We start from the raw sequence: 14,947 nt of genomic DNA, 5'->3' as shown, positions 1-14,947 counted from the left end.
TTAGAATTGTGAATTTGCGATGGCCTCGATTTGTGCTGCTTCCGCAGGATCAGCTGCGATCAGTGAATTGTATATCGCCTGATCTTCGCCACCAGTTTTCGTCAATGCAGCAAGGTACCAACGGGCAATTTCACGATTCGTTGCATCTGCGAAATCTTGGCTTATGGCTGGTTTCAAGATGGAGACTGCATTTTGTAGCTGTCCAGACATATAATGCATTTTCCCTACCTTCAGTTTCACATCTGGAGAAAGAGTCTTGGAAAGTTCATTATCCGCAAGTACATGATTGTAGGCCAAAAGCCCAACGGCAAAGCCAGCTTTCATATTTTCTAATCTATCTTCATTATCTTGTTGTGCGTAAGCCACTTGTCCTAAATCAAAAGAACGGCTGATAAGTGAACTGTACCAATCAATATTCCATGGAGTTTCACTATTCATAATATCCGTGTAATTAGCATCTGAACTAAGCTTCAGAGTTGTCTTTGCTGCATCTTCTTGCCCAGATAATAGCTGCATTTTTCCGACGTTCAAAGCCATTGCTGGTGTTACTGAGAAAGGACGCCCTTGCAATTGTTCTGGTGGAAGAGTCTTCAAATGTTCTATACCAGTGAGAACATGATTATATGCTTCTTGAGCTTCATTGAAATACTCTTGTTTCTTTGTCTCATCCTTTTGGTTAAGGGCTTGCTGACCTAATGCAAAGGAACGGCTGATGAGAGTATCATACCAACTAATATCCCAGTTGAACTTATCAGCATTATCACGGTAAACACCGTATGCAAGATCATTTTGACCTTTTAGGTCATAATAGGTTACTAACTGAGTTAAAATATTTTTGTTGTATGGTTCGTCCTCTAGTGCTCGAGTCAGTACACTATAAGCCTCATTTAGAAATTGCTCATCCTGATTCTGCTTAAAAACCTGTAGATCTAACGAGGATAGGTATAAGACTGATTCTGGATGACCTGGACGTGTTTTTAAAGCCTCAGTTAATGGTTTCTTAATTTCCTCGTAAGAATTACTAACCCCGATTAGATTTTTACCCTTTAGGGCTGCATTACTGGAACCAATATAGCTAATCGAGAGGAATATCAAGAATACAGTTCCTACTGTAAGAACAGCGGAATATCCAAGCCGCAAACCAGTTTTATTCCAACTTTTACGTAGCTGTTTACTATCCATGACAACTGCCATGCCCGCCAGTCCAAGGAAGACGAGTATTCCCATAAAGGCATAGCTCATATTGAAATCTAGTAGACTGTGAACAAGAATGGATAGAGCAATAATTAGATAAAAGAAACCATTCTCAAAATCATTTTTATCCCGCTTCACATACCCACGAATGTATTTATAGAAAATATACAAAATGAATCCCATAAATACGATAAAACCAAGGATCCCAACCTCAATCAAGTATTGCAAAAAGAAGTTATGCACTTGGCGGCTGGTGTAAGGGTTGTTCTGATAGTGCTCATATAATGAGGACCATCCACCACCACCAGCACCAAGAATCGGATAATCCTTAACTACCTTCATCGCATCTTTATAAAAAGTAATCCGCTCAAGAACACTATGTTGCTGGAAGTTGATGTTCTCAAGACGAGTTGCCATATTGCTAGGTAAGATATTTTTTGCGCTTGTACCTATTAGTAGGAAAGCTACTATTCCGACGAGTGCAACAGAACCAAGTGGAATCCATAGACCTGTCAGTTTACGCGACGACCAGTTGCTGAGCTTCTTCTCTAGCCAAGGAGCGACAAACCTCTGAATGACCCAAGATACTAAAGCTACAGCCAGTGAAGCTCCAAACAGATAACCCCAGCCTTTCAAGGCGCCGGAAGAAGTGAAATTTGTATTTAGCTCTAGTCCAAGGTTAGTCACTGGAGTCGTAATGATCAACGAAGCAATACCAGCAACTCCAAGATGAAGAATCCAGAGGATTTGCTGTGAAGGTTTCAGGAATAGCAGCAGCAATATAAATACGACAGGTAGCAATACAAGACCACCACGAGATAATGTTAATAAAATTGATACAATGATAGGAACTAACATAAAGCTGTGTGTTAACGTTCCGTACCATTTTTTAGAGCGAATAAGAGCGAATATAGCTACAAATAGAAAGGCCATCAAGAATGCTGCGTAGGTATTTGCATATTGAAAGATCGAAGTCAGACGAAGTCCGTTAGAGTCCGTCATTACTGCATCTAAGTAGATATTATTTCTTACGGTGTTTGAGAACCAACCCACTAGAGCTCCCGCTAGTTTGTTACTCCCCAACCAATTTAGTAGTCCAAACCCTACTATGAAATAAGCAATTGCTAGAATAGCGTTTTGAATGACAACATTTACTTGCTTTTGCTTCAAGAGATAAAAGGCTATAATGAAGACTGCAACATACATGCTCTGAATAAACAACATATTCATCCCCATATAATGCGAAACTGCGACAAACAATGAAAGAGCATAAGTCAGAGGCAGTAATATTGAAGCTGAAGCAACTAAGTCCCTCTGTTCATCTAGTTTGATTTTTTTGTAGTATAAGCCAAGGCAGACTAGCAGTAAAAGTCCACTTACTAGTGCTGACACATATATAGGCTTCTCGAAGTCTAACTGCTGTCCGTTAAATAATCCCACTTGAAATGGGGCCCAACATAAAAATAAAATAAAAGCAACAACCAAGGCCCAGATCGGACTTGCTGTCTTTTCAACATTTCTCGACTGAGCGGCGTTTTTACCGTATACTGGTTTCGACACGTTATAATCTCCTTTTCCTGTAGGTACGACAATATTTTAGCATAATCTTAACTTCTATTACTACTAAGTATGAAACGAATAAGAGGGATGAGATAAGTTATTGTTTCTTACCAGTTCTGAATATCTACTTTCTATTTAGTTATAGAAAGGTAGAGCATTGCATTTTTAAATATATTTAGTCTTCAGATTAGAAAAAAATCTAAATTTTCTGATGATTTAAGGAGTATAATAATGAAATTTAAAAAAACGATACTCGCTGTAATGGGAATTGTCTTGGTGGTTTTATTCTTTAATATGTTTACTGCATATCAAAAAAATGAAACTAAATTAACTCTTGAGGTTCAAGTGAATTCAGATCGGCCGGATGATTACCAGCTATTTTACATTATGAATAAAGATCAGGAATGGACAGAAGAACAATCTCTTCATCAAAACTACGAGCGAACAGGAGATTGGGTAAATATTGAATATGATTTACCGAAAGATGTATACTCCCTTAGGCTAGATCTGGGTAATCAAAAGGCTACAGTTAAGATTAAAGATGTTAAGTTAACAGGTAACTCTAGTGTAAATGTTCCACTTGGGGAAATAATAAGTGAAGAGCACGAAGTGAAATTAACAAGCCAGAAAGAAAAACAAATAGAACTACAAGTACTTGATTCAGATCCGTTTGTAATTTTAGACATTAAAGCATATCGGGATGCCGCAATAGAGGGAAATAGTTTTCTGAATATTGCATTGGTTTCATTAAGTAGTGTGGTTGCAACATTAATTAGTCTGTATGTTATTAACTCTATTAAAGAAGTTTATAAATTTATGAAAGAGATATTTATGGGGAGAAAGCTGATTTTCAGCTTAGCTAAAAATGATTTTAAAACTAAATATGCGTCATCCTATTTGGGGATAGTCTGGGGGTTCATTCAACCACTACTAACCATTGTAACCTATTGGTTTGTATTTCAGGTAGGGTTACGAAGTGGTAGTGTATCGGATGTTCCATTTATTTTGTGGTTTATAGTTGCCATAATCCCATGGTTTTTCTTCTCAGAGGCTCTATCTAGTGCCACAAATGTGTACACAGAGTATAGTTATCTTGTCAAGAAGGTTGTATTTAAGATTGAACTTCTTCCTATAGTAAAGATTATATCTGCTTTATTCGTACATTTGTTTTTCATTTTATTTATATTTGTTATGTATACAGGATATGGATATTACCCTGATTCATACAGTTTTCAGATGTTATATTATTTAATTTGTACAATCATGCTTGTCTTTTCGGTATCGCTAGTCACATCTGCAATTGTGTTGTTTTTTAAAGATTTAAATCAAATCATAATAATAATTTTGCAAATAGGTTTCTGGTTCACACCTATTGGATGGTCATACACTATGCTACCGAATTTTTGGAGTAATGTTTTTAAATTAAATCCAATGTTTTATATTGTAGAGGGCTATAGAGATACTTTTATTTATGGGGTTTCCTTTATAGAACATCCCTACTATACTCTTTATTTTTGGATGTTCTGCTTAACTGCACTTGTAGTTGGAATTAAGAGCTTGAAAAAGTTAAAGCCTCATTTTGCAGATGTAATATAAAGTTGTAAAGGTGGAGTGAAGTTTTGAATGAGATAATCGAAATTCAAGATGTTGTAAAATCTTATAAATTATACGATAAACCCATAGACCGCCTGAAAGAGGCACTATCCATATCTCATAAAACTTATCACAAAGAATTCAAAGCTCTTAACGGTATCTCGTTTAATGTTGAGAAGGGAGATGCTCTCGGGATTCTAGGTAAAAATGGATCAGGTAAATCAACACTGTTGAAGTTAATAACTGGAGTCTTATCTCCTTCAAGTGGGTCTATACAAGTAAAGGGGAAGATATCTGCAATTTTGGAGTTAGGAGCTGGATTTAATCCGGAGTACAGTGGTAAAGAGAATGTGTACTTAAATGGTCTGATGATGGGCTTCAGTCGTGAAGAAATTGACATCAAAATGAATGATATAATTGAATTTGCTGATATTGGTGAATTTATTGAGCAACCTGTAAAAATTTACTCTAGCGGTATGTTTGCGAGGTTGGCTTTTGCTGTTTCTATTAATGTAGAGCCTGATATACTAATTGTTGATGAAGCCCTTGCTGTTGGAGATGTACGTTTTCAAACGAAATGTATTGATAAAATGAAAGAGTTGAAGAGTAAGGGGACAACAATATTGTTTGTATCCCATGCAACTGAGCAAGTGAAGAGATTCTGTAATAAAGCAGTATGGCTTAAGGATGGTATAGTGCAAGCATCAGGCGAATCATCTGAAATTGCTGATCTATATGAAGATTTCATGAAATATAATACTGAACATAGTACGGAAACCGTGATTAACAATGAAAATGAGCCAATCCCAGTCGTGCAACAAGATGATTTTATTAGACCAACCAATCCCGATGTATTAGCGTCGATTACAAAAGTAGAACTAAACAAGAATAACTTTAAGACTTTTGATGAGCTAATAGTGGAAGTTGAATATGAAGTCTATGAAGATGTCATAGAAGACTTATTATTGGGTGTAGCGATTTATACCCCGGATCGAGAATATATATTCGGGCCAAATACACACTTGGAAAAAATTGATATTCCGAATAAATTAGGTAGACATAGAGTTAAATATATTATATCTAGTTTACCGTTACTTGGTGGGACTTTCTGTATAGATGTAGGGATATTCAACAATGAAGGAATAGTATGTCTACACTATAAAGAGAATATTGTGGACTTTATTATAACAAATAAATATATCTCTGAAGGGCTAATATATATGAACCATAGATGGGAAGTGTCAAAATGAAAAACACTCTCTTTGATCAGTATCAAAGATATAATAATATTCGGAAAATTATTAATGAAATGCGATGTGGAGATGAAAGTTTCCGTATTCTTGAAGTTGGTGCTAATGAACATCGTAACTTAGAAAATTTCTTGCCTATAGATAAGATAACCTATTTAGATATTCAACTACCGGAAGAACTACAACATGATCCGAATTATATTCTCGGCGATGCAACAAATATGGAATTCCCAGATGATGAGTATGATGTAATTGTTGCATTGGATGTATTTGAACATATCCCGTTGGAAAAGCGAAATCAATTCATTGATGAATTATATCGTGTGAGTTCACAAGTGTGTATTATTACTGCGCCTTTTCATTCAGAACAATCTATAGATGCGGAATCAAGAGTGAATTCAGTCTATAAGAGTTTATTTAAAAAGAATTTTATATGGTTAGAAGAACATATGGACAATGGACTTCCTAATAAGGACTCTCTTAAAGAATATCTCGAATTAAAAAATATAAAATATATGATGATTGGACATGGAAGAATAAGTATTTGGGAAAAGTTGATGGGGATTCACTTTTTTGCCGCGAAGAACCCTGAATTGGCTGTCTATCGCCAAGAAATTGATAGATTTTATAACTCCCATATATTTGATCAGGATTATACAGAAGATTCCTATAGAAAAGTTGTTATTTTAGAAAAAGGAAGAAATCTAAACTTATCATTTAAGACATCTTCAGAAATTCCTTCAGAAACATTGCAAACGTTAGAAATGATGGAACACACATTTTATAATCTTTGCTCAATGATAGGTGGAGATAAAGAAGGGGATTTATGTGTAGATAAAGTTCAGATCTTTATAGATTCTGGAGCTGGTTTTACAGAGTCAGATAGTGAGAATTTTCAATTTAACGATAAAGAATTAATGAAGTTTATTACAGTCGATCTTCGTGATTTTGAAGTGATTAAAAGTATTAGAATAGATCCTTCAGATTACTGTGGCTTTTACAAAATTGATAATCTCAGACTTATTGGGGCTAATAATGATACTGAGATAAAATATCAAGTGTCAGGTAATTTTGATATTAAAAAATCTAATATTTATTTGTTTGAAAAAGATGATCCAAATATAATATTGAATTTTGAATCTGAAGTGGATATAGTGCGCATTGAATTCTATATATCGAAATTATCTATAACTGAGATTGTGAATCAATATGTGAGTATGTCAGTTAGTAAAGAAAATGAAATTACGTCTATAAATAGTGAATATAAGCAGCAATTAGAGATGAAAGAAGCGAATGAACAAGTATTGAAAAAAGAAAACGAAAATTATCAAAGAATGAATGAAACTCTCGTTGATGATTTAGCGGATAAAGGTAGGTTAAATGAAAAATTAAATGATGAAATTGAGCATCTAAGAGCAGCAAATATCTTATATGAAACAGAAAAACAAAAGTTGATTCAGGAACTGGAAATAAAAGAACATGAGTTAAGTAGTATTTATAAATCCAAAGCTTGGAAATTAGTTATTAAGGCAAGAAAAGTATTAGGGAAATAACAATAACAGAAGCGAATTTAGGAGGATTGTATTGAAGATTACAGACATAATTAGTCGAATTTTGACAGCAATTGCGGGTGTATTTGGTTTTAGAACAAACTTGAAACCCCTTCCCATATCTGATTTGAAAAAAGTAAATGGAACATGGATTTCATTAGGTACAGATCCAGCATTTATTTTGGACGGGAAGTTTTATTGCGGCTGGAACATCATATCTTGGAATTCAGTGAGCAGCGATAGTATTCCAGTTAAACTATATTGGGATGATGGTGCGGGGTTTTCGGAAGAAAAAACTATGAATTTGGCTTCCATTTCTGCAGGTGATAGTAAGTATAAAAGTGTTTTCCACATCCCCATTGGCGTTAAAAAATTGAGACTAGATCCAGGCGATAGGGAATTTGAGTTTAAAATGGAAAAGGTAATGATTAAAAAAACAATGAAACACTATCTGATTTTAAAATCAATTCTGAATATTTTAAAACAACGTGGACTTAACATAAAAACAATCAAAATATTATTGTACAAAGCTTTAACTGTTTATAAAGCCCAAGGGTTAGCGGGTTTGAAACAAAAAATTAAAATTGTACAAGAAAATAAACTAGATACTAGTAATAGTTATCAAGTGTGGCTTACTCGAAATGCTATTACATCAAGTGCTTATCAAGAAGCTAATGAAAGCATGAAGGGTTTTAATTATAATCCATTAATATCAGTCATTCTTCCAGTCTATAATGTGGATGAAGTATGGCTAAGAAAATGTATTGACTCAGTAATAGGTCAGATTTATACAAACTGGGAATTGTGTATTTCAGATGATGCCTCACCTAAAATGCATATTAAAAATGTGTTAAAAGAATATGAAGAGCAAGATGCAAGGATAAAAGTTGTATTTAGGAAGACAAATGGTCATATCTCAGAAAATTCCAACTCAGCTCTTCAAGTAGCAACTGGAGAATTTATCGCATTGTTAGATCATGATGATGAATTAGCTTCAACGGCATTATTTGAGGTGGTGAAACTATTAAATACATATCCCGACGCTGATATGATTTATACAGATGAAGATAAAATAGGAGTTAATGGCGAGAGACATTCTCCATATTTTAAACCGGATTGGTCACCTGACCTGATTCTTTCTCATATGTATACGTGTCATTTAGGTATTTATCGGAAGGAAATCGTAGATCAGTTAGGTGGATTTAGAAAAGGTTATGAGGGCAGTCAAGATTACGATTTAGTATTAAGGTTTACAGAATTAACTGAGCGCATACATCACTTGCCAAAAATCCTCTATCATTGGAGATCGATACCTGAATCTACAGCTTCTGGATCTGGCGCTAAGAATTATACACACTTCGCTGGAGTAAGAGCATTAGAAGATACGCTTAAAAGAAGAGGGATAGATGGTAAAGTTCAAGAAATTGATGGTTATCCTAACATGTATCGAGTACATTACAATTTAAGAGATGAACCTCTTGTTTCAATTATTATCCCTACTAAGGATGGAAGTGGGATTCTAGATCTTTGCTTAGAATCTATTGTTAGTAAAACGAATTATAGTAACTATGAAATAATAATTGTAGATAATGGAAGTAAAGAAGATGGAACGTTTTCCTTATTTCGGAAGTGGGAAGAACGTTTAAATGAGAAGCTTAGCATAATTCCTTTGGACATCCCATTTAATTACTCGAAGATTAATAATGTTGCTGTCCAAGCATCTAAAGGTTCTTTTATATTGCTACTTAATAATGATATTGAAATTATAAGTCCGAATTGGCTAGAGGAAATGGTGGGTTACACTCTTAGACCTAATACTGGAGCGGTTGGAGCCAAGCTATATTACCCAGATCGCACTATACAGCATTCAGGTGTAATTATGGGGCTTGGTGGAGTCGCTGGACACGCTTTTAGAACCTGTAACGAATTCGATCCAGGATATTTTGGTAAGTTGTTAACAAATCGTAATTGTTCAGTGGTAACAGCTGCGTGTTTAATGGTAAGAAAAGAAGTATTTAATGAAGTTGGGGGACTGGAAGAAGATCTTTCCGTAGCGTTCAACGATGTGGATTTTTGTCTTAAATTAATTGATAAAGGATATTATAATGTTTGCTTAAATAATGTGAGCTTATTTCATCATGAATCAAAAACTAGAGGTGCTGAAGATACACCTGAGAAAAAGGCGAGGTTTATGCAAGAAATTGAATACATGCTAGAAAAATGGCCTGAGTTTATTAAGGCAGATCCATATTATAATATAAATCTTTCGTTAGAGAGTGATAAGTCCTATTCATTAAAAGTCTAGAGATATATGATATTTTTGGTATTAAGTTGGTACAAAGGAGATAGAGTAATGAGGTCTTTAAAAAGAGGTTCATTAGAAATGAGTGAAGAATTTCAAACATTTTTTTCTTATTTAAAAAGTAATAAGTTACTTTGTATTTTTATATTTTTTGTTGCTCTATTTGCTTACGGATTTCCATTAACACACTATACACTTTCTATTGATGAAGAGAACGCCTTATTTCGGGTTGGAGATGCTATTACTGTTTGGAGTATGCAGGGGCGTTTTGGAATATCAATACTAAAGACTTTATTTTTTAGTGGGCAAACTAATTCTATTACAAGTACTTTTTTATCTGTATCGGCACTCAGCTTTACTAGTCTGATATGGGCTTATGCATTTAGTAGTTTGAATACTAGTAAAAACAAAACAAAGTTTGATTTTGGTGGATTAATAGTAGCTTTATTATTCTTAAGCTTTCCGGCCCATTCAGAAAATATAGGGTTTTCTATAATGAGTTTTGAACTGGGAGTTGGTTGGATATTTGTTTCAATGGCTACGTTACTCATTGCTAAATGGGCGATTTTTAAAAAAGATAAATATTATATGATGATGGGTCTACTATTATTAATTTTATCAATTTCTATATACCAAGCTTTTTTGCCAGTTTTTATATGTGGAGTAATTTTAATTACATTGATAAATTTAGTATCTTTGCATAAAGATAATATCAATGCTGTTTTCAAAGATTATCTATTAATAATCTTGAAATATTTAACTGTTACAGTGGTTAGTCTTATAATTTATAAGATTATTGATACAGTGATTTCATTATATATTCCCAAGACTGATTATGTTGAAGGTTTTTTTCTTTGGGGGAAAGAGACTCCGAGTATTATAATAAGAAACTTGCTCGGCAACATTAAAGGAATTGTTATGGGAGATGTCATTCATGGTGGTAATATTATATTACCAAGTATGATTGTTAGTATCTTGCTTTTGTTATTCTTTTTCTGTAAAGCTTTGATACGTTCTGAAGTAAGAAGAACCGATTGGATAATTGTTTTATTATTCCTTGTGTTTATCATCTCACCATTTTTGATGTCTATTTTGTTAGGATCTCCAATGCCAATTAGGGCAAGTTTTGCTATAGTGTTATTTATCTCAGCAAGTTGGTACTTACTTTATATAATAATAGATAGAAAAATTTATAAGATTGTAATTATATCCTTTACGATAATTACCGTTTTCTATCAATCTCAGTCAATGGCTCAACTGTTTTATAGCGATTATAATAGATATCAAGAAGATGTGAAAATAGCCAATCAAATTGGATTTAGAATAATGGATCTTGACTTGGGAGAAACACCGCCATACCCAGTTGTTTATCTGGGTATGCATGTGCAACCAATAAGGGCAAATGTTATTAAACAAGAGGTATTAGGGTTTTCTTTTTTTGAATGGGATGGAGGAAATTACAATAGAATTGGTAATTTTATGAAATCTGTAGGATATGATTATTTGGATCCAACGGAAGAACAAAGAGAAAAGGCCTTGAAAATCGCGGATTCTATGCCTATCTGGCCACATAAAGGCTCCGTGGCGTTAAAAAATGATCTTATAATTGTCAATCTCTCAGAAAATCCTGACAAGTATAAGCTGAATTTACATTATGATGACTCGAAAATCCAAAAAGAAATGATTTCCGATTTGAATATTACTGAAAAAGTAGAATATTATAATGATCTAGAAATAGAGAAGGCTGATAGTAGTGAACTTATTTTAAAGGCAGGTAAATTAGATCCCTATGTTTCCATATCGCTTGGTCATAAACTTGAGAAGGATTCTTATAGTTACATTTCTTTCGAGATAAATTCTAGTGTTGATGGAGATATGCAATTATTCTTACTTCAGGAGAATGATAATTACAGCGAAAAGTACAGTGGGATTATTGAATTGAAGAAAGGGATAAATAGGATTTATTGTGATAGGAATCAATTGATGAATAATCTTATATCAATTCGGATAGATCCACCTGCTCAGTCAACTTTTGAAGTGAAGAAAATTAGTTTTTTTAAATGATTAGTAGCAACAACATGAATTAATTAATAATTACAAGAATTGAAATATGAGAGGGTATGATAAGTATGGAAAGTGAAGCCCTAGAAAGCTCTATCATTGAAAGTACCATGCTAGGTGATGAAAGAGGGCATTTAACTGTCATTGAGGCAGAGAATACAATTCCTTTTGATATTAAGAGGGTGTTTTATATTTATGGAACTTTATCCAATATACGCCGAGGATATCACGCTCATTATAAAACTAGACAAGCTTTAATAAGCGTATCAGGAAGCTGTAAAGTTTATTTGGATAATACGAAAAGAAAAACGGATATATTATTAGATTCTCCTACCAAAGTTCTCGTTCTTGAACCAAATGATTGGCATGAAATGTATGATTTTTCATCTGATTGTGTATTACTCGTTCTCGCTTCCCACTTATATGATTCAGCAGATTATATCCGTGACTATGACAAATTTGTAGAGGTGTATGGGGGATGAAACATTTTTTTACACATTCGCAGGCTATTGTCGAATCAGAGCAAATTGGTGAGGACACTCGAATTTGGGCATTTGCACATATCTTACCGAATGCGGTGATTGGCTCGAACTGTAATATTAACGATCATACCTTCATCGAAAATGATGTAATCTTGGGCGATAATGTTACTGTTAAATCAGGAGTGTATATTTGGGATGGTGTTAGAATAGAAAATAATGTTTTTATTGGTCCGAATGTTACTTTTACTAATGATTTGAGACCTCGTTCCAAACAGTACCCAACTCAATTTTTGAAGACTGTGCTTGAGGAATGGGTTTCAATAGGTGCAAACGCAACAATTATAGCAGGGAATACAATTGGTAAGTACGCTATGATTGGAGCAGGATCTTTAGTGACTAAAAACATTCCAAACAATACGTTATGGTATGGTAATCCAGCAAAATTCAAAGGATATATTTGTAATTGTGGAGAGAAACTCAGTAATGAATTGTTGTGTTCTGCTTGTAATAAACAATACTTACTGGAAGATGAAGTTATAGTTGAGCAACATTAAATTTATGAAATAGGTGAACAAAACATGATCCCTTTCCTCGATCTGAAGAAAATCAATCTACGTCATGAAGAAGCGATATTAAATAGTGTTCGTAAAGTTCTACACTCAGGATGGTATATAATGGGTGATGAAGTTAAATTTTTTGAATCGGAATTTGCTGATTATTGTGGCACCAAATTTGCTCTGGGAGTAGCTAATGGATTAGATGCTCTGGAATTAATAATTAGAGCTTATGATATCGGTCCTGGAGACGAAATTATTGTGCCTTCGAATACCTATATTGCGTCTATATTATCCATATCCGCTAATGGTGCAATACCAGTGTTAGTCGAACCTAACTTACTAACATATAACCTAGACCCTGACAAAATTGAAGAAAGTATTACTCCTAATACAAAGGCAATTCTAGTTGTTCACCTCTATGGTCAAGCGTGTAATATGACGCCAATTAAGAGTATTGCAGAAAAATACAACCTGAAGATAATCGAAGATTGTGCGCAGGCTCACGGTGCTGTTTATGCTGATAGAAAGGTGGGAAACTTGGGAGATGCTGCAGCATTCAGTTTTTATCCTGGTAAAAATCTTGGGGCCTTAGGAGATGCAGGTGCCATCACTACTAATGATGAGAACCTATATACAAATCTTCATGCTTTAAGAAACTATGGATCACATAAAAAATATGAAAATATTTTTAAAGGTTATAATAGCAGATTAGATGAATTTCAAGCACCAATTTTGAGTGAGAAATTAAAATTTCTAGATCAAGATAACAGTCAAAGAAGAACTATCGCATCATATTACTTGAATAATATCAATAATGAAAATCTTGTATTGCCATTTGTTGAGGAGAAATCGGAATCACATGTTTGGCATGTATTTGTAGTTAGAACGTCCTATAGAACTGATTTTATTAACTATATGACCCAAAAGGGTATTCAAACTATGATTCACTACCCTATTCCGCCTCATAAACAGGAAGCATATAAAGAATGGAATGAACTATCTTTCCCTATCTCTGAAAAAATCCATTCGGAAATTGTTAGCCTCCCAATAAGTCCGGTAATGGATTTAGAAGATGTGAAGAAAGTTGTGGAGGTTGTGAATGATTTCAGAACGTATTAAATTATCTATTGTCGTCCCTATATACTTTAATGAGTTAAACATTCCACATACTATCCCACGATTGCAGAAATTAGAGACTATTATACCCAATTGTGATTTTGAATTTGTTTTTGTCGATGATGGTTCAAAAGACAACTCATTTTCTTTATTGATGGAAGCTAAAGAACAAGATTCCCGGATTAAAGTTATTAAGTTAAGTCGTAACTTTGGCTCGATGTCGGCTATACAGGCGGGCTTAAGATATACTACTGGTGATTGTGTCGGTATTATAGCTGCTGATTTACAAGACCCTCCTGAAATGTTTAAAGAGATGGTAGAACATTGGAGAACAGGTATAAAAGTTGTACTTGGAACAAGAGCAGATAGAGAAGAGTCCTTCTCTCAGAAGATGTTTTCAAATACCTATTATTTTTTATTGGAAAAATTCGCATTAAAGGGATATCCGAAAGGCGGATTTGATTTCTTATTAATTGATAGACAGGTTGTACAAGAAGTGTTGGAGATTCAAGAGAAGAATACGAGTGTTATGAGTCTCATTTATTGGCTTGGACATGATCAAGTACAAATTCCTTATGTGAGGCAAGAAAGAAAACTGGGCAAATCTAGGTGGACACTTGCTAAGAAAGTGAAGCTTTTTATTGATTCATTTGTAAGTTTTTCATACACACCTATTCGTTTCATGTCATTCATTGGATTTGTTACAGCTTTTCTGAGTTTTCTATATGGAGTTTTTGTTATAATTAGTACTGTCTTTGGTATCATTGAGTTACAAGGATGGACTACAATTATAGCTCTTATTACTTTTTTATTAGGGATTATAATGATTATGTTAGGAATTATAGGTGAATATCTTTGGAGGATATTAGATGAAAGTAGAGAAAGACCATCCTACGTTGTTGACCAAACTTTTGAGTAAACAATTTTTGAAATTTGTCATTAGCGGAGGAATAAATACATTAGCAACATATCTGGTCTATTTACTCCTTCTTGGATTCCTTAGTTATTCTATGTCTTATACAATTTCTTATATTTCTGGAATATTTCTTTCCTATTATTTGAATACAGTTTTTGTATTTAAAGAAAAGGTTTTATTTAGAAAGTTTCTTAAGTTTCCGATCGTATATCTGGTACAGTATTTAATTAATTTGTTTATGTTGTATGTTTTAGTTGAGCATTTAAATCTATCGAAACAAATCGTACCCTTAATAGTTATTGTAGTGACAATTCCGATTACCTACACACTTTCTAAACTTATTATTAAAAGTAAATGAATGGAGGC

The 14,947-nt window shown here is 33.8% G+C and carries 11 protein-coding genes; 10 read left to right on the top strand and 1 reads right to left on the bottom strand.

Annotated features, from left to right (window positions below):
- Positions 1 to 2,754, bottom strand: a complete 2,754-nt coding sequence (locus M2444_RS13670; protein WP_280787224.1) for an O-antigen ligase family protein — start codon at positions 2,752 to 2,754, stop codon at positions 1 to 3.
- A gap of 231 nt (positions 2,755 to 2,985) precedes the next feature.
- Between M2444_RS13670 and M2444_RS13665 the strand changes: the two genes are divergently transcribed.
- From M2444_RS13665 to M2444_RS13620, 10 genes are all read left to right on the top strand, one after another.
- Positions 2,986 to 4,350 carry an ABC transporter permease gene (locus tag M2444_RS13665; RefSeq protein ID WP_280787223.1) on the top strand — a complete coding sequence of 455 codons (1,365 nt, stop codon included), beginning with the start codon at positions 2,986 to 2,988 and terminating at the stop codon, positions 4,348 to 4,350.
- A gap of 23 nt (positions 4,351 to 4,373) precedes the next feature.
- Positions 4,374 to 5,597, top strand: coding sequence for an ABC transporter ATP-binding protein (locus M2444_RS13660; RefSeq protein ID WP_094870840.1), 1,224 nt, complete (start codon positions 4,374 to 4,376; stop codon positions 5,595 to 5,597).
- Positions 5,594 to 7,150 (top strand): methyltransferase domain-containing protein, encoded by a 1,557-nt coding sequence (locus M2444_RS13655; protein WP_280787222.1) that lies wholly within the window; start codon positions 5,594 to 5,596, stop codon positions 7,148 to 7,150. The genes M2444_RS13660 and M2444_RS13655 overlap by 4 nt, the downstream gene beginning before the upstream one ends.
- Positions 7,151 to 7,181: 31 nt before the next feature.
- A complete protein-coding gene (locus M2444_RS13650) occupies positions 7,182 to 9,452 on the top strand; it encodes a glycosyltransferase family 2 protein (protein ID WP_280787221.1) in 2,271 nt (756 codons plus the stop codon).
- Positions 9,453 to 9,500: 48 nt separating this feature from the next.
- Positions 9,501 to 11,513, top strand: coding sequence for a glucosyltransferase domain-containing protein (locus tag M2444_RS13645; RefSeq protein WP_280787220.1), 2,013 nt, complete (start codon positions 9,501 to 9,503; stop codon positions 11,511 to 11,513).
- A 65-nt stretch (positions 11,514 to 11,578) separates the two neighbouring features.
- Positions 11,579 to 11,992 carry a sugar 3,4-ketoisomerase gene (locus M2444_RS13640; protein ID WP_094870834.1) on the top strand — a complete coding sequence of 138 codons (414 nt, stop codon included), beginning with the start codon at positions 11,579 to 11,581 and terminating at the stop codon, positions 11,990 to 11,992.
- Positions 11,989 to 12,546 carry an acyltransferase gene (locus M2444_RS13635; protein WP_280787219.1) on the top strand — a complete coding sequence of 186 codons (558 nt, stop codon included), beginning with the start codon at positions 11,989 to 11,991 and terminating at the stop codon, positions 12,544 to 12,546. Before M2444_RS13640 ends, M2444_RS13635 begins: the two co-directional genes overlap by 4 nt.
- 24 nt (positions 12,547 to 12,570) lie before the next feature.
- The gene (locus M2444_RS13630; RefSeq protein WP_280787218.1) at positions 12,571 to 13,668 is read left to right on the top strand and encodes a DegT/DnrJ/EryC1/StrS family aminotransferase; all 1,098 of its coding nucleotides are present in this window, start codon (positions 12,571 to 12,573) and stop codon (positions 13,666 to 13,668) included.
- The gene (locus tag M2444_RS13625) at positions 13,649 to 14,584 is read left to right on the top strand and encodes a glycosyltransferase family 2 protein (RefSeq protein WP_094870829.1); all 936 of its coding nucleotides are present in this window, start codon (positions 13,649 to 13,651) and stop codon (positions 14,582 to 14,584) included. Before M2444_RS13630 ends, M2444_RS13625 begins: the two co-directional genes overlap by 20 nt.
- A complete protein-coding gene (locus M2444_RS13620) occupies positions 14,535 to 14,939 on the top strand; it encodes a GtrA family protein (RefSeq protein ID WP_094870827.1) in 405 nt (134 codons plus the stop codon). Before M2444_RS13625 ends, M2444_RS13620 begins: the two co-directional genes overlap by 50 nt.
- Positions 14,940 to 14,947 lie beyond the last annotated feature (8 nt).

This window comes from Paenibacillus sp. PastF-3 (assembly GCF_029893135.1).
Classification (GTDB): domain Bacteria; phylum Bacillota; class Bacilli; order Paenibacillales; family Paenibacillaceae; genus Paenibacillus_AQ; species Paenibacillus_AQ nitricinens.
This window is presented reverse-complemented; position numbering and strand designations above follow the sequence as displayed.

Bases quoted from the DNA above. Each gene is read 5' to 3' on its own strand.
- M2444_RS13665 (WP_280787223.1), top strand. From the start codon at position 2,986: ATGAAATTTAAAAAAACGATACTCGCTGTAATGGGAATTGTCTTGGTG.
- M2444_RS13655 (WP_280787222.1), top strand. From the start codon at position 5,594: ATGAAAAACACTCTCTTTGATCAGTATCAAAGATATAATAATATTCGG.
- M2444_RS13645 (WP_280787220.1), top strand. From the start codon at position 9,501: ATGAGGTCTTTAAAAAGAGGTTCATTAGAAATGAGTGAAGAATTTCAA.
- M2444_RS13640 (WP_094870834.1), top strand. From the start codon at position 11,579: ATGGAAAGTGAAGCCCTAGAAAGCTCTATCATTGAAAGTACCATGCTA.
- M2444_RS13635 (WP_280787219.1), top strand. From the start codon at position 11,989: ATGAAACATTTTTTTACACATTCGCAGGCTATTGTCGAATCAGAGCAA.
- M2444_RS13630 (WP_280787218.1), top strand. From the start codon at position 12,571: ATGATCCCTTTCCTCGATCTGAAGAAAATCAATCTACGTCATGAAGAA.
- M2444_RS13625 (WP_094870829.1), top strand. From the start codon at position 13,649: ATGATTTCAGAACGTATTAAATTATCTATTGTCGTCCCTATATACTTT.
- M2444_RS13620 (WP_094870827.1), top strand. From the start codon at position 14,535: ATGAAAGTAGAGAAAGACCATCCTACGTTGTTGACCAAACTTTTGAGT.